The organism is Bacteroides sp. 43_46, assembly GCF_001915455.1.
Lineage (GTDB): Bacteria > Bacteroidota > Bacteroidia > Bacteroidales > Bacteroidaceae > Bacteroides > Bacteroides caccae.
Genome location: NZ_MNQN01000122.1, coordinates 47,094 through 70,834 on the forward strand (window position 1 = coordinate 47,094; position 23,741 = coordinate 70,834).

The following is a 23,741-nucleotide window of genomic DNA, read 5'->3' on the forward strand; positions in this document are numbered from 1 at the left end:
TTACTTTTTAGAATGATAAGTTAACACCAAAAGTATACTGAGTCATGGTCGGATGATTTGTTCCGATATTTTCAGGATCTAATACTTTAATCTTATCTACACAGAAAAGGTCGTGACCGCGCGCAAAGACTTTGGCACCTTTGATGAATTTACTCTTCTTCATCATTTCCTGTGAGAAATTATAATAAAGTTCCAATGTACGCAATTTCATATAAGACGCATCAGCCACCCACAAGGAGTTAGTCGTATAGTTATTGGCGGAACCTTCTGAAGTCAGACGCGGATATTTAGCATTCGGAGTATCCGGAGTCCAACGATTGTTATAATATTCGGTGGAAATAGTACTGTTACTAATCAAAGGCCAATACACACTTGAAGTGTTCAAAAGACGGCTCTGATTTCCCGTTCCTTGGAACAAAGCATAGATACCGAAACCTTTATATTCCAGATTCAAGTCGAATGAGTAATAGATTTCCGGCATAGCACTGTATCCTAAAGCTACCTGGTCATAAGCGTCAACAACTCCGTCATTGTTCTGGTCTTTATACTTCAAATCACCCGGACGAACATCTGAAAGGTTTTGTTTAACACCGCGGTTATCAATCTCTTCCTGACTCTGGTAAATACCTTCCACTTCATAACCGAAGAACTGTCCCAAACGCTTGCCTGTACGTTTCAAGTAGTCATGAGGGCGATATTCTTCGTTCTGGTTAATAATCTTGTTACGGTTGAAAGTCAGCATACCGCCAATTTGATAATTAAAATCACCGATTTTATCCGCCCAGCGTACGCTTGTTTCTACTCCATAACTATTCACAACTCCATTATTGATATTGGGAGCTGTCAAACCAAATATAGAAGACACGGCATTATCTCCGCTTACTAAAATATCCGTGCGGTGATCGTAAAAACCGTCAATAGTAACAGATAACTTGTTGAAAGCTATGAAATCGAATCCTACATTCAATTTGTGAGACTTCTCATAGGTCATGTCAGTGATACCCAGTTGAGTAATTTTCATACCACTGATGCTTGCCGGATTTTTTCCGAAATAATAACTTCCCCCTGTACCATACACATCAAGATAAAGGTCAGTACCATAATCAGCACGTCCGGAAATACCGTAGGAAGCACGAAGTTTCAACAGGTTTAACCAGTCGCTTTTCAAGGCAGCTTCTTCCGACATAATCCATGCGGCACCTACCGACGGAAAGATTCCCCATCTATGTCCCGGTTCCAGAATGCTGGCGGCAGAACCGGATAAAGATGCGTCCAGTACATAACGATGGTCATATACATAATGGGCCTGTGCCACTACATCCATAAATGCCTTCGAGTTGTTCTGACCTTTGGCATTTGTTTTATCCATATTGTATTGCAGAGTTGCAACCAGACTATGCTTATTCCAGTCCTTAGCATAGTTGGCATAGGCCCCAAAATTGAAATGATTGACCGAAGATCCTACACTTTTACTGAATGAAAGAGTACCTTCATTACGTAAAGTATTATAAGTAGTTTCTCCGGTTTCCCAATTCATCGTTGCTTGTTCATATCCGAAGTTCATGGTATTGTTGTCCCAATAAGAAGCACTGTTGTCCAAACCTACCTGAAAGCCTACTGATAATCCTTTCACAAGAGCACTCAAATCTTGATTCAATTTCATATCAGCATACATATTACGGGTTTGAGAGCGAGCATAGCCTCTACCGGAAATACTTGCAATCGGATTGTTGGAATATACAGTTGTACCACCCCATACATTGCGAGACGTTTTTACAGGAAATGCTCCAGAAGGAACTTGATACAATGCACTGAAAATGTTCGATGTCGTTTCTCCCGGACGGTTATGTTCGGAGAAATTTCCAAACAGGTTCAGCTGTACGGTAGTTGTAGGACTGACAGTAATATCCAAATTGGTACGAATATTCAGTTTTGAGTATTTGAACTGAGTGGAGTAACCGTCATTATCACTTGTCGGTTCCAATATACCATTATCATTCAAATAATTCAACTGAGTGAAATAACGTACAAATTCTCCACCACCTCTTGCCGAGAAGGTTACATTGTTCCCATAGCTATGATCTCGTAATGCTTCGTCCCACCAATCTACATTCGGATATACATCCGGATTACTTTGAGTTCTGAAAGCTTCCAGTTCTTTAGCCGAATAACGTGCCGACAATCCATCGTTGGTCAATCCTTCATTCAAAGCTTTGGCATAAGTATATCCATCAACAAATTCCGGCAGACGTTGTGGGGTAGCCATATTGAATTGATAAGAGAAATTAATCTCCGGCTTACCCATCCTTCCACGTTTCGTTTTCACCAAGATAACACCATTGGCACCTTTCATTCCGTAAAGAGCCGTAGAAGCTGCATCTTTTAAAACAGTGACAGACTCTATTTCATCAGCACTTATTTGATCCAGTGAACGTTCAAAACCGTCTACCAACACTAATGGAGTAGTAGAACTGCTGGTTCCATATCCGCGTACTCTCAATGTTGCAGCGTCATCCCAGGCATTACCGGAATTTTGCAACACTTGCAATCCGGGAATCAAGCCATAAAGCATATTAGAGTTATTGATGCTTTTCTTATGCGAAAGTTCCTCCTCACTTGCTACTGCAGTTGCCGTAGTCGATTCTTTCAGATTGAAAGAAATGCCGCGTCCATACTCTATAGCCACTTTACTTTTGCGTGCAAACAAGCTGTCCTGTTCCTGAGCTACAATAGCTAACGGAGAACACAACATACACGCTACTAATAACTTGATACTTTTTCTCATGAGTATATTGTTATTTCTATTTTCTGTTAATATCATTAATTAATTATTCCCAACCCGGATTCTGAACAAGGCCATATCCTTTATTGATTTCTACTGAAGGAAAGGCGCTCAAGCACCATCTAGGTTCGAAACCGCTAGTCCACCATACACGCGGATATTTGGTCAATTCATATGGAACAAATTTATATTCGCCTGTATCTTTATGTTTATATACATGCAAACCATGTAACTGCTTCTCAAAAACATTATAAAGCTTCCAACGAATCAAATCAAAGAAACGAACTTCTTCGTAACCGAACTCACAAGCACGTTCACGCAATAAAGCTTCACGAAATTCTTTTTGCCCCAATCCTTTTTTAAGTCCAGGCAAGTTTACACGAGCACGTACTTTATCAACAGCATCGTATGCTTGCGCATTGGGAGAACCATTATACTCATTCAACGCTTCTGCATAACTAAGATAAATTTCTGCTAAGCGCAGGAACGGCCATTGTATAGGACGGTTTTTCCATTCCGTATTCCGATCCAAACCCCATTTACGGCATGCCAGTCCCGTACCCAAACTCAATACATGCGTGCTTCCACCTTGTGCCCAGTCTGCTCCCTGTGGATAATTTACAGGATCACTAGCCAATGCTTCTGTCAATGCAGCTGTTCTACCATTGTATTTGTCTCCATCCAAAATAAATGTTTCATATAAACGAGGATCACGATTCAAAAATGGATTCTTAGCTTGTTCAGGATTATCCCAACTAAAATCAGTACCATCGCTCATCTGGAACATATCAAAGTATTCTTTAGTAGGACAATAACCTCCCCAACGAATAGAATTGCTTAATATCGAATTAGCGTTGGCATTTAATATATTTCTTCTAACAGAAATTAAAGTTTCTGTTGTCCCACGATCATAATATGCACTAGTATATGCCCCACGAACATCAGATGTACCATTATCACCAACTTCTACTAACTTATAATAACCATTTTGATTCAATGCAGTGAAAAACTCTTCACAAGCATTAATAGCATCTTTCCAACGTTCTTTATTATATCCACCAAACCAAGTCATCAAACTAGATGAAGCTTCTCCATCACAGTAGGGAGCATTATCATTGAATAATGGACTGGCTACAAACAGTAAAACACGTGCCTTAAGGGCCATAGCTCCAGCTTTTGTCATGCGACCATCCCAGTTTGCCAAATCATTATCTGATATTCTCCATGGAAAATCAGGACAGTTAATAGCATCGTTAAGCAAACCTATGATAAAATCTACCGTAGCTTGTAAAGTGGCCCTCCCTGGTAGATTCACATCTTCAGGGTCAATAGCGTGATCTACAATAGGCAAAGCACCAAAGTGACGCAACATATGAGAATAATAAATAGCAACTATCATTTTAGCTTCCGCTTTCAGGCGAGATTTTTCAGTTGCATCCATATCAGGTACACGGTCAACATTTTCATAAAGAAGCCAAGCGTGACGGATACCTGTCCACATATGCGAATCAGCATCGTTAAAACGACATTTAGTTCTCTGTCCCGTAGGATATGAACTTTTTCTATCTTCTATAGAAGCATTATAATTACCCGGATAATAAACTTTAGCTAATCCAGAATAACCTACGTTATCATAGTTCAAATCTGTCAAACCTTCAAGAGTCCCCAACCACATTTGCGTCCAATAACCTGAAGTTTCCATTCCATAAGGAAGATATTGATAACTCTTCCACAAGATACGACGGGCGTATTCTGAAGTGGAAAAAATAGTATCAATCGTTACATCTGAACTAGGTGGCTTTTGCAAGAACTTGTCTCCGAAAGCCAAGTCTTCGCAGGAAACCCCGACAAACAAAGTACCCATCAAAAGGGTTGTATATAATAATTTTCTTAATGACCTCATGATTCTACATTATTAAATTAGAAACCAACTTTTAATCCTACATTTACGACTTTGATAAGCGGATAGGCTGTTCCATCCGGATTAGCTTCCGGATCACTTACTTTCAATTTGTCGAAAGTCAGCAGATTGTAACCTGAAACAAAGAGCCGAAGTGAACCAATGTGCGCCTTCTTCATTAATGAAGAAGGAAATGAATAACCAAGCTCTATATTTTTCAAACGTACGTAAGATGCATCTCTTAACCACAAATCAGAATCCTGATAATTGTGTGATTTACTCTTAAAGGAAAGCGCAGGTGCTTTAGCAGAATTTCCTTTCTCTGGTGTCCAGGCATCTTCAATCATGTATTTCATGACAGCTGAATTATTACTTTCACCAAACGGTACCCGATACATAGAACTCAAAAGACGAGAAGTTTTGAATGCGGCAGACCAAGTCATACTAAAATCAAATCCTTTCCAAGAGACGCCTAAATTCATACCAGCTGTATAAAGAGGATATTTCGGATAACCGATATCTCTTACATCTTTTTCATCAATTTTTCCATCTTTATTCAAATCTTTGTATTTTACATCACCAGCTAAAGGTACATAACCAGAACCTTGGTCAGGAATCCCTCCTTCAATATTTCCTTTCAGATTCTCATAATTGGCAGCTTCTTCTTCTGTAAAATATCCATCAAAAACATAGCCAAATTGCTGACCAACAGGTTTTCCTTCAGTTTGCATCCATTCATAGGGGTATGTAATCTCATCGATAAATACAACCTTATTCTTGGCGTAGGAAAGATTAGCTCCGATGTTATAACGCACCTCATTGATACGATCTTCCCACTTTAGATTGATTTCATAACCCTTATTATCAACTTTACCAATATTTGCAATAGGCAAGCTAACTGCCAAGTAATCGGGAGTTACAGTTCGTGCCTTTAATATATTTTTACGATGTTCAACAAAATAGTCAAAGTTTAAACTCAATCGATCTTTGAGAAACTTCATATCAACACCATAGTTTTGCTTAGCCGCTGTTTCCCATGTGACATTAGGATTCCCCTTCTTAGATTCTACCGCTCCGGCAATATTAGTTGAAGTATTTATACCAAAATTATAACTTCCTGAGCTAATCAAATATTTATCAGGTAAATATAGAAAACGGGAATAATCACTAACACGATCATTTCCTACAATACCATAAGAACCACGAATTTTAAAGTAATTAATTACCTTCTTTATTGGCTGAAAGAAATTCTCTTCTGAAATAATCCATCCCAATGATCCAGCAGGGAAAAGACCAAATCGTTGTCCCTCTGCAAAGTTTTCAGAACCATTATAACCTAAACTTAAATCTAGCAAATATTTAGTTTTATAATCATAAGTTGCACGTCCTACCAAACCAACATAACTTCTTGGAATACCAATAAATTCTGATGGACTACTACCTTCATAAGGATAATAAGTCATAGATTGATTATACATAGCTAGTGCAGACACGTGATGATTTCCAAAATCACGCTTATAGTTTACAGCAGCCTCTAAATACCAGTTTCTTGTTTGACCTGTACTTTCAGAATATCCCAGCTTTTGGTAATCCTGACTCTTTTTATATATCAGCTCATTATTTGTATTATAAATCGCTTCATACTTATTGGCACGCCCTTCCCGACGCTTTGTGATAGTTACACCACTGTTGTATGCTCCTTTCACATGTACCTTTAACCCTTTAGTTAAAAAATCCAATTTTTGATCTAATTGAAAATCAAAGTTTAATGTGTTTTGAGTACGGTTATTATATCCTTTCCCATAATAAGTATTTAATGCATCATAATAATTACCAATAGAAAAAAGATCAGTATCCGATACTACCCATTTACCATCTACAATACCTGCACCAGCAAAAGGAACAGCGGTATAAATATCCCGAAATAAGTATTTTAACTGCGTGTAAGTACCATTATTGTAATTTGGTTCTTGTTTATCATTAAGATAACCTCCTAAATTAATCTGCATAGAGGTTGTCGAGGTTACATTAATATCCATATTAATACGGTAGTTATAACGATTATACTTAAATCCTTTATCATTACCGTTTTCTTCAAATGTTTTAAAGAGTCCATCTTGAGTAAACACTCCTAATGAAGCAAAATACTTAACTCTTTCCGAACCTCCTGATATATTAAAATTATGTTGTGTTTGTAAAGCTGATTTCTTAATCAACATATCTGTCCAATCAGTATTTGGATACACAAGAGGATCACTATTGGTACGGAATTTCTCAATTATATCAGAAGAAAAAGCTAGTTGATCCTCTGAGACACCATCATGTAGTTGAGCATTATTATAAGCATTTGCATAACCATAGCTATCTGCAAATTCCGGTACTCTTGAAGGCATTTGCCAAGCATAAGTAGTTGAAAAATTTACTTTTGCTTTTCCCGATGTACCACGTTTGGTTGTAACCAGAATAACACCATTTGCACCTCGTACACCAAATACGGCAGTAGCAGAAGCATCTTTCAATACTGTTATACTTTCGACTTCATTCGGATCTAATTGAAAGAAGGAACGTTCTACACCGTCCACCAACATCAAAGGCTGAGATAAGTCAGTACTTAAAGAACCGACACCACGCACATACAAAGTTGCATCATCGGCACCAGGCTGTCCACTAGATTGCACACTGGCCAAACCTGTGACCTTACCGGTCAAAGCATTAGCCATACTTGCAACTGGAGATTTTAATAGTTCTTCATTATTAATAGAAGAAAGAGCACCAGTCACAGTTACTTTCTTTTGAGAACCGTAAGCGATAATTTGTACCTCCTCAAGTTCCTGAACATTCTCATTCAATTTAATTTTCAGACTTCTTTCTCCTTTATAATGGATTTCTTTATTTTCATATCCAATATAAGAAACCATAATAGTAGCTCCTACCGGAACTTTCAGCTTAAAATTACCGTCTGTATCGGTAATTACTCCTGCACTCATGCCTTTTACTGTAACAGTTGCCCCAATCACAGGACCAAAATTATCAGTAACAGTACCAGTAACTTCAATTACCTTCTTTTGTTGTGCTATATCTTGGCCCGTCGAAAAGGAAATAGTTTCCATTTCCGTTGAAAAAGCCGCTTGCCCTACAGACAATGTGGCTGCCAATAGCCATATTCTACAAGGTATTTTCATAGAACTGACTCGTCTTTTCATACACTTTTAATTTTTTAGTAGTTAATAATAAATAAAGGTTAATAACAGAATACTTGTCATGTTAAATACTTAGATAGAATCTTACTATTTGATGGTAAGCGAATTGTTGAATGTCTTTTCATACGTAATAGATTTTATTGTTGTTTAACTTTTCGCTTCAAAGGACGCGTTTTATTTTAAATTATATCTGCTAGAATTTTCCTTTATAACTGCACAAATTGTATACGGACGATTTATATTATACCCGGACAATTTATATACACCGAACAACATCCGATATAACTACCTGATTATAAATACAATTACTAGTAAAAGCACATTTTTCCTCCAACTATAATTTAAGTGTTAAACGTAACCGGATAGACTAAGAAAAAATAAAAGGAACACCTTATTAAAGTTGTGCCCCTAGCTACAAATACTGTAATGTGATGAAGTATTTTCCTATGGTTGAAGCATGAAAAGTCGAGAAGTCATTCGCTCTTTTCCTTCCAATTCAATTCGGTCTTTGTATATTCTAACAATGCCGAATGAATTTTTATCCGGAGTTTCAATCATACCTTCTACAGTATTACATGGAATATGATCGAAGTATCCAAAAGCTCCCGAATGATGATGGCCGGAAAATATAGCTTTTACGCAATTATAGCGATTAATAACATCTAATATTTCCATATTATTTAATGCAGTAAATTGACTTCTGGGATATAACGGATGATGACAGAAAATCAATACGTTTCTATTTTTCTTTTCGCTTTTCTTCAAAAGGTTGTCCAGCCACTGCAATTGCCGGCTGCTTACGCCTCCATTCCACCTAGCGCCTTGAATTTCTTTATTTACTTTAATCTGATTCTGTATTCTCAAAAGTTCCTGCTCTTTTGCTGTTCCGACAACATTTGAATAAGCTGCTATTTCGTTTGTATTCAGAAATACAAACACCCAGTTCTTTTTCATAAATGAATAGTATTCTGAAGGCATTTTAAGCTTCTTATATAATACTTTATTATCTGTAATACCTTTATAATCATGATTTCCAGTAGTATGGAATATTTTTTTGTTTAAATGTTTCAGACATATTAATACTGAATCTAAATCTTTTTGATCTCTATCAATGATATCACCCAAATTAACTGTAAACTGTACCTTTTGATTATTAAAATAATCAATACTTTCATGTAATTTACCTAAAGAGTTTCGATAAAATCGAGTTTTTCCAGATTCACAGTCAGCATATTGTGTATCTGCAATCAAACCAAACACGATAAGCGGAGGACTACTTTGAGCAAAAATATTATTTAAGGAGAAGAATATACCTACTATAAATACGGCCCATGAAATATTAATATTTTTCATTACTTAATTTTATTTGATGTTCATACTTAGTTTATCTCATTCAAATGCCTATTAAGTATTTCTCTATCCATTTATTAACCCATAAGCAAAGGTAGAAAAAAAGATACTGAAATGCAAAGAAAGAATTGAATATCATTTCATATACTAAATTTAATCAAATATAGAAATCTTGAATGTGCTGATTAATTCATCAAACTCTTCTTCTTAATATCGAAGATTAATAAAAGAATTTGCTTTAAAATTTAATATCTCTTATCTTTGCTATATCATAACACAAGTATGTATATACTAAATCATTATACAATGAAAACATTCATTCAATGCATAATCTTTGCTATTCTGACATTTACCAGTCCTTTTCTCGATGCCCAAGAGAAAATAATTGTATGTCCGAATGAATTACAACAAGAATGGGCAAATGCCGAAATAGGAGTTATCATTCACTTTGATATGCCGGTATTCCACCCCGACTATAATTGGCGACAATTTGGTACCCATCCTTCACCATCTACATTTAATCCTTCTTCCCTTGATACCGATCAATGGATACACACAGCCAAAAGCCTTGGAGCCAAATATGCAGTGTTAGTAGCCAAACATTGCAGCGGTTTTTCATTATGGCCAACAACGGCTCATGAATACAGTATAAAAAATTCACCTTACAAAAATGGAAAGGGAGACATTGTAGCCGAATTTGTCGCTTCTTGCCGAAAATACGGAATTAAACCAGGAATCTATGCCAGTACTACCGCTAATGGTTTTCTACATGTCGACAACCCTGGACTTGTCAAGAAAGGAAGTCCGGTCACCCAAGAAGAATATAACAAAATAGTAGAGACACAATTGACCGAACTTTGGAGTAATTACGGAAAACTGTTTGAAATATGGTTTGATGGCGGCGTACTCTCTCAGCAAAATGGAGGAGCTGATATATTGACACTTATTCAACGTTTACAGCCCAATTCCATTGCATTTCAAGGCCCTTATGGATATCCGAATTTAATCCGCTGGGTAGGCAATGAAGAAGGTAACTCTCCTTATCCCTGTTGGGCAACAGCCGATGCAACAACTTCCGCCGATGGCGTACAGAAGATAAAAGGCTTATACGGTAATCCACACGGAAACTACTGGTGTCCCGGAGAAGCTGATTTCACACTACGCCGTAATGACTCATTCCAAGGTGGTTGGTTTTGGCGCGCTAATGAAGATCATCTGATATTTTCTACTGATGAGCTTTTACTTAAATATGAAACCAGTGTAGGACGTAATACCAATATGCTGCTTGGTTTAGTAATAGATAAGAACGGCTTGGTTCCTGATGCTGATGTAAAAAGAGCGAAAGAATTCGGTGACATTATACGAAAAACATTTTCAAAACCTATCCGAAAAATATCAGGCAAAGGATACGAACTATCTATCCGGTTAAACAAAGAGACTAATATAAGCCGTATCGTATTGTCAGAAGATATAGCATTTGGAGAAAGAGTTCTGAAATATAAACTAAAAGGTCTGTGTAATGGAAAATGGATACAACTTTCTGAAGGAAGTTGTATCGGTCATAAACGGATCGAACATTTTCCAACTCACTCCTTATCTGTTGTAAAGTTGGAAATAGAAGAAGCTAAAGATAATCCAGTCATAAAGTCTTTCGCAATATATTAACACTAAAAAGAAAAGGAGAAACTTGACAACAATAAGTTTCTCCTTTTCTTTTTAGATATTTCTTTCAAAGATATCCAGTAAGTAAACCAAAATAATTTCTTATAATTCCAACTTTGCCGAAATCTCCAACATTCGTTGAATCGGCTTCACTGCCTTTTCTGCTACTTCAGGATCCACCGTAATTTCCGGCGATTCATTCTTCAGACACTCATACAGCTTCTCTAACGTATTCAACCGCATAAAGCTACACTCATTACATCCGCACGTACTATCATTAGGAGGAGCCGGAATAAACGTTGTCTGCGGACATTTCTTCTGCATCTCATGCAGAATGCCCGATTCGGTAGCTACGATATATGTGTTTTCGGGATGATTCACAGCGTACTTCAGCAATGCAGCCGTAGAACCTACCACGTCCGCCAGTTTCAGCACCGTACTCTTACATTCGGGATGTGCCAGTACCAATGCTTCCAGATGTTGTGCTTTCAGTTCCACGATCTTTTCAACCGAAAATTGTTCGTGTACATGGCAGGCTCCGTCCCAAAGAAGCATATTCCTGTTCGTAACTGAATTGATATAATTACCCAGATTCCGGTCCGGACCAAAAATTATTTTCTCATCTTTTGGGAAGCTTTCCACAATCTGCCGTGCATTGGTGGAAGTTACCACCACATCCGTTACCGCTTTTACCGCAGCCGTTGTGTTGACGTACGAAATAACGGTGTGTCCCGGGTGCTCTTTGACAAACTGCACAAACTTGTCCGCCGGACAACTGTCCGCCAACGAACAACCTGCTTCCATGTCGGGTACCAGCACTTTCTTGTTCGGACAAAGCACCTTCGCCGTTTCACCCATAAAGTGAACGCCGCACATCACAATGATGTCCGCTTCCGTTTTGGCCGCCCATTGAGCCAATGCCAAACTGTCACCGACGTAATCAGCGATGTCTTGTATTTCACCCTTCTGGTAGTAGTGGCCCAGAATGATCGCATTCTTTTCTTTCTTCAGCTCATTAATAGCCTTTATGAGTTCATTCATAATAATATTCTTATTTCTTCCTTTTTTAAAAAAATCCTTTGTTAGTGATGATTGCCTGTTAATAATGTTAGCAAATAAATCCGTTTTTTCTTGTCGGATAAGTTATTAGTCCATACTTCTGCTTTATAAGTCCGTTATGAACGGGAAAAAAGAAGAAGATTTACTGTCTATCTGCTTTATTATCAATGCAAGCATCGGTCAATGGAAGTTATCTATTAACTCCCTGTTGATAAAGTGCAAAGTTAAAAACTTTATGGATATAAACAGGTAGATAAGTGCTGAAAAATATGTTTATGTCTGCATAGAAAGTTTTGATTTAATTTTTTGGAATGTTCATAATGAAGTCCTCTTATACCTTCTTTTGAATAATGCAAGAATTATTTTTCAAAATCTTTGCCGATAGTTTTGACAGGTTTTAAACTGTTATCAACATCTGTGTTAACAGAAAAGAGTTACCTTTGCAATCAGAATGTAATAAAAGAAAAGACGTATGCGCAAACTGAAAATAACAGAGCTGAACCGTATCAGTGCCGAAGAGTTTAAACAGGCTGAGAAACTGCCTCTGGTGGTAGTGTTGGATGATATTCGTAGTCTGCACAATATAGGTTCGGTGTTCCGTACTTCGGATGCTTTTCGTATTGAATGTATTTATTTGTGTGGTATAACGGCAACTCCTCCACATCCCGAAATGCATAAGACAGCATTGGGGGCTGAATTCACTGTCGACTGGAAGTATGTTGATAACGCTGTTGATGCTGTTGATAACCTTCGAAAAGCTGGTTATATGGTCTATTCGGTAGAACAGGCGGAAGGAAGTATCATGCTTGATGAACTGGAATTGGATAAAAGTAAGAAATACGCTATCGTAATGGGAAATGAGGTAAAAGGTGTGCAGCAGGAGGTTATTAACCATTCGGACGGTTGTATCGAAATACCTCAATATGGTACGAAACACTCATTGAATGTTTCTGTAACGACAGGAATTGTGATCTGGGATTTATTCAAAAAACTTCGTTGACAGCTTAAAACCTTATTAGTTAATAAGTGGTTTATAACTAGTTAATAATATAGTTAATTCGCTTATAATCAATATATATATAATTGTTCATAAGTATAGAATCCAAGTTATGTCATTGTACTCTTTATAGGAGGGATATATCCTGTTTACTGGGCATATATATCCAGCGTATTGGACATATATGCCCAGCATGGTGGATATATATATACACCACATTGGGTATATATGCCCTGCAAATAGCTTATATATGTCTTGTAAAAACGAAATTGATGTTGGTAAATCAAGGATAATGTTGTAGAAGAAAGTAATAGCTTTACTAACTTTCGGTTAATAAGCATCAGACACGTAATTTAGATTTGTCCGTTCTCTACCAGCAATACTACACGTTCCGTTAGTTTGTCTTCACCTTCCGGATCGTATTCTTTTTTGAGGCTGGCGCCAAACAGTGCAGCAAATGCCTGATAGAATCCGGCTTTGAAAGGTCCCATAAATGCTTTTACCAGTTCATAACTGGTCTGATTACTTTGACGGTCCACTAACTTTATCAACAACTTTCCTTGAGCAAAAGAAAGTTTCTTCATTCGGGCGGTATACTGGTCTTTTAATCCCTTTTCCACCCGTTTAATGTGTTTCTGACGGGCTTTCTCGTTTGGTAATGTTTGCAGATATTCGTAAGTTTCGATAATGGCCTGGTTGATTTCCTTAGAAATAGGATATACTTTTTTCACGTTACGAACAAGTTTGTAATACTCTCTGCGTTCTTTTTCATTTTTGAATTTCAGTGGTCGGAAGATATACACAGTTCTTAGTTGGACACATGGAATCGTATCTCCATTATAGATACACATCGGAACCAAGTATCCATTAATGCTTTGTTTTTCCTGAGCCTGCAGATGCAGTGAACAGTAAAAAACAGCAAACAACGTCATTATTACTATGTTAAGTCTCCTTTTCACATTACAAAAATAGAATTAAAATTTTATTATTCAGATATTTTCTTAGAGCGTTAACCTATTTAAAGTATCTTTGCGCTCTTGTCTGTGAAAAGGCAAGAAGAAAATACACATTTTATTGATGAAAACTACTCAACTATTACGGTTGATAAGTATTATAAACAGCCTGTTCATAATTCCTGCTTGTAGTGCTCAAAACCCTTCAGAAAATCTTATGGAAGAAGTTCTTGAAGATTTATCTGTTAATAATGATATTAATAACTCGGTTAATTCCCTGAATTGGGAAAATGAATTGGAAGAGCTTTCCAACCGTCTGCAGGAACCTGTTAATTTAAATAGTGCTACCCGTGAACAACTCGAACAATTTCCTTTTTTAAGTGATATTCAGATTGAGCATTTATTGGCTTATATTTATATACATGGGCAAATGGAAACCATTTACGAACTTCAGTTGGTAGAGGAACTGGATAGGCAGACTATTCAGTATTTATTGCCTTTTGTCTGTATAAAAGCTATTAACAATGAGCCTGCTTTTCGGTGGAAAACTATGTTGAAAGATGCAGGAAGGTATGGTAAGAATGAAGTGTTAACTCGCTTGGATATACCATTTTATAAACGAAAAGGTTATGAACATACCTATTTGGGACCTTCTGTTTATAACTCTGTGAAATATACATTTCGATATCGTGACCAGCTTTATGCAGGGGGAGTTGCCGAAAAAGATGCCGGAGAACCTTTTGCTGCTTTGCATAATCGCTACGGATATGATTATTACTCATTTTATTTATTACTTCAGAATTGTGGTCGGTTGAAATCATTGGCTGTTGGTAACTATCGGCTTAGTTTCGGGCAAGGCTTAGTGATGAGTACAGATTATCTAATGGGAAAAACAATATATGCATCCTCTTTCAACAATCGCAGCGCTGGAATCAAAAGTCATTCTTCTACGGATGAATATAATTATTTTCGTGGGGTGGCAACTACTGTTGCTTTGACAAAACGTTTATCGGTTTCTGCATTCTATTCACATCGGAATATGGATGGTGTTGTTACGGACGGAGAAATAACATCTGTATATAAAACCGGATTACATAGAAGTCGCAAAGAAGCGGATAAAAAGAACTTGCTCACATCACAGTCAACAGGCGGAAATGTTAGTTATCAACAGAACCATATCCGGTTGGGTATCACCGGTGTTTACTATGTTTTCAACCGACCTTATGAACCGGAACTAACAGGTTATTCCAAGTATAATATTCATGGAAATCATTTCTATAATTTAGGGATAGATTATGCCTATCGTTGGCGTCGCTTCTCTTTTCAGGGAGAAACGGCGATAGGAAAACAAGGTTGGGCTTCTTTGAACCGATTACAATACTCGCCGGTTCAAGACATACAGTTTATGTTGATACATCGTTTTTATTCGTATGATTATTGGGCTATGTATGCTCATTCTTTCGGTGAAGGAAGTACGGTTCAAAATGAACAGGGATATTATGTTGGATTAGAAACAACACCTTTCAGCCATTGGAGGTTTTTTGTTTCATTCGATCTGTTTTCTTTTCCCTGGAAGAAATACAGAATTAATAAACCTTCCCGTGGAACGGACGGATTGATTCAGGCAACTTTTACTCCGCGTACTAATTTATCAATGTATCTGAAATATCGTTATAAGCAGAAAGAACGTGACTTGACAGGCAGTAAAGGAACACTAACGCTTCCTATTTTTCATCATCAACTTCGTTATCGTTTGAACTATTCTTTGAATGATGTGTTTAGCAGTCGTACAACTTTAGATTATAATCATTTTCATTCTCAGGACAGAGCTGCTACTAAAGGATATCAGGTTACACAGATGATATCCTCCCAACTGCCTTGGACCAGGCTGTTTGCTGACGTTCAAGGCAGTTATTTTTGTACGGACGATTATGACTCCCGTGTGTATGTATCAGAAAAAGGATTGCTCTATACATTTTATACTCCTTCCTTTCAAGGTCGCGGATTTCGTTGTGCTGTCCGGTTAAGATATGAATTGAATAAACACTGGTTGTTTATAACCAAGTTCGGAGAAACTATCTATCTGAACCGGAATGAAATAGGTTCTGGCAACGATTTAATCTATGGAAATAAAAAAGCAGATATACAAATGCAACTACGTATCAAGTTTTAATGTATATTTGTCTGCCAGAAAATAATAAAAGAATACGAGAATAAATGGATGATAAAGCTGCTTTTGACAGAATGTTTAATGAGTGGTATGCACAATTTGTATATTTTGCATACTATTTTGTAAATGATGTCGAAGTCTGCCGGGATATCGTAAGTGATGCTTTTGAATATTTGTGGCGTAATTATGATAAAATAGAAGAAGTTACAGCGAAAACTTATTTGTATACAATAATTCGTACACGTTGCATTGATTACCTTCGTAAACAAAATATCCATGAAGAATATGTCGAATTTACTTCGCAATTAATCAATAAAATAAAAGAATCGGATTCACAACAACCGGATTCCCGTATTTTATGTATTCGTAAAGCCATGAAAAAGCTGACTCCGTATAATTATTACATTTTGGAAGCATGTTACATCCATAACAAAAAATATAAGGAAGTGGCCGAGGAACTCAATGTAAGCGTGGCTGCTATTCATAAGAATATAGTAAAAGCTTTGCGTATTCTTCGTGAAGAATTAGGCCAAAAAGGTAACCAAAATGAATTTTAAAACGTATATTATATATCTAATGAATAATCTATGGATGAAAATAATACATATATAAATAAGTCGGAAAAGGAAGCTTTGGAAATAATGGAAAATGTTTCTGATATTACTTCCGATCAATTGCAGGCATTAAGAGAGAATGAGGAATGCTTTCAGACCTGCAGTGATATTGCAGAAGCTGTAATAGGAATGCAAATGGAAAAAAATGCACTTTCTATTAATACACAGCAGGCTTTAGCTGATTTTCATCGAAAACATCTGGACAGGCGAAATAAAAAGCTCTATATTTTATGGACAAGTGTTGCAGGAGTAGCGGCAACAATCATTATTATACTGGTTTTACGTATGATGTCCTTTTCTCCGGAATCGGATATAGAAAGTATTAAAGTTTTTCAGGCAGACCACGCCCCGCAGCAAGTTACTTTGCAAGTTGCCGGTGAAGAAAAAGTTGAACCTTTGAAAAAAGCAGTGCAATCACTTCCCTCTTCTACGGTGAAATTATCACCGCAGAAGATTGCTTATAATACTATTCAGACTGAGAATAAGAAAATAAGAAATAAAAAAGTACAGATACATAGATTAAGTATACCGAGAGGAGAAACTTTTAAGGTAGTTTTATCCGACGGGACTGAAGTACTTTTAAATTCGGACAGTCGCTTGTCTTATCCTACGGTGTTTAAAGGAAAAGAAAGAGTTGTTTCTTTGGAAGGGGAAGCCTATTTTAATGTAACCAAAAATACTGAACATCCTTTTATAGTAAAAAGTGGAAATGTTCAGGTTCGAGTATTAGGAACAGAATTTAATATGTGTAGCTACACCCCCGACAATGTCCGTGTTACCTTAATCGAAGGAAAAGTTGCCGTCAGTGATACCTGTGGTTTACAAACTGTAGAAATGAAGCCGGGACAAAGTGCACAACTCGTTTCAGACGGAACATTTGCCGTTGATGAAGTTGATACGGAAACATTCTTGTATTGGAAGGAGGGATTCTTTTATTTCGACGATGTAGCATTGGTGGATATGATGAAAGAAATAGGTAAATGGTATAATATAGATATAGAATTTAGAAACAGTGAGATAATGAATCTGCGTATGCATTTTCTGGCAAACCGTCAACAGAAAGTTTCTGATTTGATTGAGTTGTTAAATCGTATGGAAAGAATTCATGTCTATTTAGAAGGTGAAAGCCTTATTATCGAGTAAAAAACAACTATTCAGCAAGAAATAAATCCGGTTAGAAAAATATTTTTGGAAAATAAATCTGTTTATGGGTAACCATTCTTTTATAAAACTCGTATAAAATATAAAAAATAGATTTATTTAACCAATCGGATTTATGGAAAGACAAGCATGGAAATTGATTGTTTTACTTTTGTTATTCTGTTATGTCCATTCACCTTATGTTAAGGCACAAGTTGGTAATGGAAAGCAAATAACAATGGAATTTAAAAATGAAGGTTTACCTTCTATTTTTAAACGTTTGCAGAAATTATCGGGATATAAAGTACTTTTTATCTACGATGAAGTTCGTTCTTATCATTCTACCGGAAAGGTGGAGAAAGCTTCGATTGAAGAAGTTTTAAAGGTAATTATTGGGAAGCATCCTTTGAAGTATGTCATTGAAGGGCAATTCATCAATATTACACATAAAAATCCTCAGAATGTTATTTCGGAAGTAAAAGGTAAAATTATTGCTGAAGAAGACGGACTACCTGTAATTGGTGCAACCATACAGGTAGAAGGAACTTCTATTCGCACCATTACAGATGCGAACGGGAATTTCAGACTTGTCAATGTGCCTCAAAGCAATCGGATAAAGATATCTTATGTAGGCATGCAATCCCAATCGTTATCTCCGAAACCCCAGATGTCGGTGGTACTGAAAACCGATACCAAAGCATTGGATGAAGTGGTAGTAGAGGCAGGTATTATCCAACGTAATAAAATGGGGTTTACCGGTTCGTATAGGACAGTCAATCAGGAGGAACTGAAGGCTGTGGGTAATATTAATGTGCTTCAAAGTTTAAAAACGTTGGATCCTTCTTTCGTAGTTGCTGATGATATGTCGATGGGGTCCGACCCTAATACCATGTCCAGAATTACCATGCGTGGTGGTACTACGATGACTATTTCCGGAATTTATGATGATACGACGACCAATCCCAATGAACCTCTGTTTATTTTGGATGGTTTTGAATCTAGCCTGCAAGAGATTAATGATTTGGATATCAATAGAATTGAATCTATCACTTTACTTAAAGATGCTGCTTCCACTGCCATTTACGGTTCAAAGGGAGCAAATGGTGTGGTGGTTGTAGAAACTATTAAACCCAAAGCCGGTGAAGTGATGATCAATTATAGTGGAGACGCGCAAGTGGCATGGGCCGACTTGAGTGTTTACAACATGATGAATGCTGCCGAAAAACTGGAATTTGAAGTTTTGGCTGGTCGTTATGGTGATTTGAATGACTGGTCAGGCAACAGAGAAAGCATTGCACAATATCAGCGGGCTTTGGAGAATGTGAGAAGAGGAGTAGATACTTACTGGTTGAAAGTACCTATCCAAACTGCCGTCACACAATCTCATTCATTGAATGTGTCGGGAGGTGACAAAGGATTCCTGTATCAGATAGGTGCTATGTTCAAAGATATCCAAGGAGTTATGAAAGGTTCTGTTCGCCAGACATTCGGAGGAAATATGCGTATGACTTACCGTAAAAACAAGTTTAATATTTCGAATAACTTGAATGTAAACATAACAAATGGAAATAATGGTGCATGGGGCTCCTTTTCAGAGTTTGTAAATGCTAATCCTTATTATCCGGTTACTAATGAAGACGGTACTATCCCTCGTGATCTGGATGTGTATAAACGTGCGAATTATGCCGATATAACAGCTACTAATCCATATTACAATGCTATGTTGCCTTCCGAAAACAGATCTAAAATACTGTCCGTTACTAATAACACAAACCTTAATTGGTATATTATTGATAATCTGCGTTGGACGGCCTCAATGAGTTTGAATACAACCAACACTGACAATATGAACTTCACCGATCCGGCTCATACGAAGTATGCTTCGTCGGATTATACCAAACAAGGTGAATATTCCTCATCGAAATCCAGAAGTTGGCGTTATACCATGAATACCGGTATCGCTTATGCACTTTCTTTGAATGATCATAATCTGACTTTCAATGGCCGCGCTGAAATCAGGTCTACTTCTTCAAATACCGAGTCATTTGTAGCTACCGGTTTTCCGAAAGGAGTAGGTGCCATTCCTTCTTTTGCTTATTCCTTTAAAGAAAATTCGACACCCGGATATAGCGAAAGCATTAGTCGTGGAGTAAGTTTTCTGGGGACTTTCAATTATAACTATAAGTATCGTTATTTGTTTGATGCCAGTCTTTCGAGTGACGGTTCCACTTCTTTCGGGCGCGATAAGAAATTCCAGACATTCTGGTCGGTAGGGGCCGGTTGGAATGTCAGCAAGGAATCATTTGCCAAGGACTGGGACTGGATGCAGGAATTAAAATTACGTGGTTCATTTGGTAGTAACGGTAATCAGAATGTCAGTAACCTGACAAGTAATGTATATAGTTATTATGCAGGTAGCGATATTTTCGGTACTGCTTCTTATTTGTCCGGTTATGCCAATCCTAATTTGGAGTGGCAAGTTGTAAAGAAGACCTCTGTGGGTATTGATCTTATGTTCTGGGATAATCGTTTGTTGTTGACCATGGACTACTATCATACAAATACCAATCCATTGGTAGTATCTATTCAGCAAAAGCCTTCCAGCGGTTTGTCTACTTTACCCATTAACCTCGGTCATTTGAATACTAATGGTTTTGAGTTTAATGTGAGTTGGTATGCTATACGAAATCTGGAAAAGCGCATTATGCTGAACTTCCGTTTGAACGGAAATACTTATAAATCTGTATATGGAGGATTTGGAGAAGCTTTAGCTAACTTGAACGATGCCTATAAGAAAGACTCTTCGGTAGATAGTAAGTTGAATGTAAACTCAATGATACAGTATCAGGATGGTGAAAGTCCTACTGCCCTTTTTGCAGTTCGTTCGTTAGGCATCGATCCGGCAACGGGTAAGGAAGTATTTCTCACCAAGAACGGAACTCCTACATTCGATTATAATGCTGACGACCGTGTGAAGATAGCCGATACCAATCCGAAAATACGGGGTGTATTCGGTATATCGTTTACTTACAAGAATTTGCAGGCAAGTGTCAACTTACGTTATAACTTAGGTTCGTTTGCATTCAACTCGGCTTTGTTTAACAAGGTAGAAAATATTTCTGCATCGAACATTGCTTATAATCAGGATAAGCGTGCTTTGTATAGCAGATGGCAGAATGCCGGTGATGTATCACAGTTCAAGGGTATTTCATTAACTACCCAGACTCCGATTTCATCTCGCTTTGTTCAACGCGACAATTATCTGCGTGGCGAAAGTGCACGTATCAGTTGGGATTTTTCCAGAGACGAATGGATTAAGCGTTTGTTCCTGAAAGACCTGCGGTTTAATGTTTCATTCAATGATTTCTTCGACTTGAGCGAAATGAAACGGGAAAGAGGAACGGACTATCCGTTCCAGAGAGCCATATCTTTCGGATTAAGTGCTCGTTTCTAACGATAACAATACACGAATAAATATAGAATTAAGTATGAAAAGAAATATATCACATTTATTATATATAGTAGCCATAGGCTTCTTTACTTCCTGTAGCGACTTTCTGGATGTGGCACCGAAGGACAAGGTATTGGAAGAAGACCAGTATAAAACAGAAGCAGGTATTCATGGAGCTTTAAACGGGCTTTACAGGCAATTAATATCTACCTCCCTTTACGGGGCGAATTTATCTCAGACTGCTCTGGACGCAATGGGGCACTTTTATACCTATCCTCCGTCACAACCGTCGGGAAATAAATTGTCTGCCACATTGTTTTTCCTCTGTAACGGACGGTCCGAAGAGTATGGAGCAGCTGAAAGCATATTTGCCGATATATGGAAAAGCGGATATAATACGCTTCTCAATATCAACTATTTTTTGAAAAGCATGGAGGGATCGACTGCTGTTATCGGTAGTAACAATAAAGATGTATTGATGGGTGAGGCATACGGATTACGGGCTTATCTTCATTTTGACCTTTTCCGTTTGTTCGGCCCCAGATGGGAAGATCGTTCGAATATCAATAAGATTTTGCCGTATAGTAGAACTACGGATATGATACTGAATCATGTCGGTTATGAAGAAGATGTGTACTCCACTGCCGATGAATATTTGGATTATTTATTGGAGGATATTCGTGAGGCGGAACGGTTGTTGGCTGCTGACCCTATCCTGTCTGATGACTCTGCTATTAGTAAGGAGCTGATAAGTGATTTTTATAAGAATCGTAACAGACGTATGAATTATTATGCGGTGAAAGCGCTCGAAGCCCGTGTATTGCAATATATAGGAGACTATAAGAATGCGGCTATAGCAGCCAAGGTAGTGACTGATCAGATAGGGGAAAAAGGAAAAGTGTTCTCATGGACAAATGTTACAACCGTACTTGCCAATATGGATTACTCTTTCTTCAATGAAGTAGTTTTTGGAATCAACAATCCGGATATGCTTTCCAATTATAACTCCTTTTATAATAAAACGGATATAAACGATTTATATGCAGTAGACCGTGATAATTTGGTTCAAAACATCTATTCCGGTTTTGGTGATAACCTGAAAGCAATAATAGATGTCCGTGCCCGGCAGTGGACGGAAAGTAACGACCAGGGAGGAAGTTCTGTCTCCTATTCGCAGAATGGTACCTACATCTCTAACAAGTTTAATATTTCAGCCAATAGTAATCTTCCCGCGTTGGTCGATTTCCAACCGTTGATTCGTGTTACTGAAATGTATTATATTCAGGCGGAAGCAGCCTTGAAAGATGGTGATAAAAAGACAGCTGCCGAACTATTGAACACTGTTTCTTCTCATAGAGGCATTCCGGAGACTAGCTTTTATTACTTGACGGAGAATGATATGGATGAACAATTCTATTCCCACATAGAGAGTGAATATTATAAGGAGTTTTATGGGGAAGGGCAAGTTTATTTTTATCATAAGCGGATGAAGAGCGATCAGATGTTTCCCGGATACGGAGGAGCTTCGGTGGCAGTAAATGCCAGTGCAATGTATAATATACCTATTCCGAATATTGAAACAGATATATAATTCAGTCTTTAAAAATAAATTCAATATGAAAAGAAACAGTTTTAAATGGTGTGTTTATACATTTCTATTTCTTGGGATAGGAATGGTATCTTGCGCTGACGAGGATTTAATGACTTATGAAGATGTTCCTCGAATTTATTTTAAATATGCTGATGCATCCTCTTCCGACTTTGGAGAAAATGAAGATCAGATCACTGTTAATATGGGATATGACAGGCCGTTGAAAAACGACAGTATCATTAAGATTCCTATCAAACTAATGGGACGAGTTTCGGAAACAGACCGGGCGGTAAAAGTAGTGATGATACCTGAAGAATCGACAGCCACAGAAGGAGAAGATATAGAGATTTTGTCTGCGTATCTACCTGCCAACTCAATCTTTGGTAATGTGGAAGTAAGGCTGAAACGTACGGAAGCCGTTGATAATGAAATGTTGTTTGCCCGTATCCGGTTGGCTTCGAATGAAAACTTTCATACGGATTATTCAACGTCCAGATATGATAAAGGAAACAATCGAAACGGATTGATTTATAGTATTTATTTTACGGCACTGGCTGAAAAACCCAGTTTATGGGCGGCTTCTTATTCGTCGATGACCTTAGAAAGTACATTCGGCGCATACAGTAATGCAAAAATGAATGTGATATATGAGGCTTGCGGAGTGACTAGAGAATATTTTGAGATTGATCCCGAAGATAACGACCCGACGGGTAAGGAAACGTTTACCAAACGTTTTTCGAGGGAAGTTTCTTTTGGAATGATTTCATTGATTAATCGTTACTTAGTAAAATATAAAGAAGAACATGGAGAACCTTTGGTGGATGAGTTTGGTGAAGAGGTCAAGACTCCTCTACCGAGTATTCAATAAAAGA

General features: G+C 37.5%; 14 protein-coding genes. 8 read left to right on the forward strand and 6 right to left on the reverse strand.

Translation table 11 applies throughout. From position 1 onward, the window contains the following. Positions 1-7: 7 nt before the first annotated feature. From BHV72_RS13840 to BHV72_RS13855, 4 genes are all read right to left on the reverse strand, one after another. Entirely contained in the window at positions 8-2,785 is a 2,778-nt protein-coding gene (locus BHV72_RS13840) for a SusC/RagA family TonB-linked outer membrane protein (protein ID WP_258908975.1), read from the reverse strand. Positions 2,786-2,828: 43 nt separating this feature from the next. Continuing rightward, entirely contained in the window at positions 2,829-4,685 is a 1,857-nt protein-coding gene (locus BHV72_RS13845; RefSeq protein ID WP_032855076.1) for a RagB/SusD family nutrient uptake outer membrane protein, read from the reverse strand. A gap of 17 nt (positions 4,686-4,702) precedes the next feature. Further along, a complete protein-coding gene (locus BHV72_RS13850; protein WP_082425873.1) occupies positions 4,703-7,885 on the reverse strand; it encodes a SusC/RagA family TonB-linked outer membrane protein in 3,183 nt (1,060 codons plus the stop codon). A gap of 441 nt (positions 7,886-8,326) precedes the next feature. Then, the gene (locus tag BHV72_RS13855) at positions 8,327-9,235 is read right to left on the reverse strand and encodes a metallophosphoesterase (protein WP_005676755.1); all 909 of its coding nucleotides are present in this window, start codon (positions 9,233-9,235) and stop codon (positions 8,327-8,329) included. Between the two features lie 303 nt (positions 9,236-9,538). Between BHV72_RS13855 and BHV72_RS13860 the strand changes: the two genes are divergently transcribed. After that, positions 9,539-10,897 carry an alpha-L-fucosidase gene (locus tag BHV72_RS13860; protein ID WP_005681984.1) on the forward strand — a complete coding sequence of 453 codons (1,359 nt, stop codon included), beginning with the start codon at positions 9,539-9,541 and terminating at the stop codon, positions 10,895-10,897. Positions 10,898-10,996: 99 nt separating this feature from the next. Here BHV72_RS13860 and nadA read toward each other — a convergent pair whose 3' ends face one another. After that, complete coding sequence (gene nadA / locus BHV72_RS13865; protein ID WP_286856173.1) at positions 10,997-11,935, reverse strand: quinolinate synthase NadA; 939 nt, start codon at positions 11,933-11,935, stop codon at positions 10,997-10,999. 490 nt (positions 11,936-12,425) lie between these two features. On the opposite strand from nadA, the gene BHV72_RS13870 reads away from it, so the two are divergent. Next, a complete protein-coding gene (locus tag BHV72_RS13870) occupies positions 12,426-12,953 on the forward strand; it encodes an RNA methyltransferase (RefSeq protein ID WP_005676758.1) in 528 nt (175 codons plus the stop codon). A 350-nt stretch (positions 12,954-13,303) separates the two neighbouring features. On the opposite strand, the gene BHV72_RS13875 is transcribed toward BHV72_RS13870, so the two are convergent. Next, complete coding sequence (locus tag BHV72_RS13875) at positions 13,304-13,882, reverse strand: DUF4294 domain-containing protein (RefSeq protein ID WP_005676759.1); 579 nt, start codon at positions 13,880-13,882, stop codon at positions 13,304-13,306. 145 nt (positions 13,883-14,027) lie between these two features. Between BHV72_RS13875 and BHV72_RS13880 the strand changes: the two genes are divergently transcribed. The 6 genes from BHV72_RS13880 (at position 14,028) to BHV72_RS13905 (ending at position 23,737) form a co-directional block, all read left to right on the forward strand. Beyond that, positions 14,028-16,076 carry a helix-hairpin-helix domain-containing protein gene (locus BHV72_RS13880; RefSeq protein WP_286856178.1) on the forward strand — a complete coding sequence of 683 codons (2,049 nt, stop codon included), beginning with the start codon at positions 14,028-14,030 and terminating at the stop codon, positions 16,074-16,076. 44 nt (positions 16,077-16,120) lie between these two features. Beyond that, complete coding sequence (locus BHV72_RS13885) at positions 16,121-16,630, forward strand: sigma-70 family RNA polymerase sigma factor (protein ID WP_005681981.1); 510 nt, start codon at positions 16,121-16,123, stop codon at positions 16,628-16,630. A gap of 30 nt (positions 16,631-16,660) precedes the next feature. Beyond that, entirely contained in the window at positions 16,661-17,830 is a 1,170-nt protein-coding gene (locus BHV72_RS13890) for a FecR family protein (RefSeq protein ID WP_122141222.1), read from the forward strand. A 133-nt stretch (positions 17,831-17,963) separates the two neighbouring features. After that, on the forward strand, positions 17,964-21,281 hold the full coding sequence (locus tag BHV72_RS13895; protein ID WP_122139245.1) for a SusC/RagA family TonB-linked outer membrane protein: 3,318 nt from the start codon (positions 17,964-17,966) through the stop codon (positions 21,279-21,281). Between the two features lie 34 nt (positions 21,282-21,315). After that, a complete protein-coding gene (locus BHV72_RS13900) occupies positions 21,316-22,869 on the forward strand; it encodes a RagB/SusD family nutrient uptake outer membrane protein (protein WP_055255734.1) in 1,554 nt (517 codons plus the stop codon). A 25-nt stretch (positions 22,870-22,894) separates the two neighbouring features. Next, complete coding sequence (locus tag BHV72_RS13905) at positions 22,895-23,737, forward strand: DUF4843 domain-containing protein (protein WP_022042577.1); 843 nt, start codon at positions 22,895-22,897, stop codon at positions 23,735-23,737. Positions 23,738-23,741 lie beyond the last annotated feature (4 nt).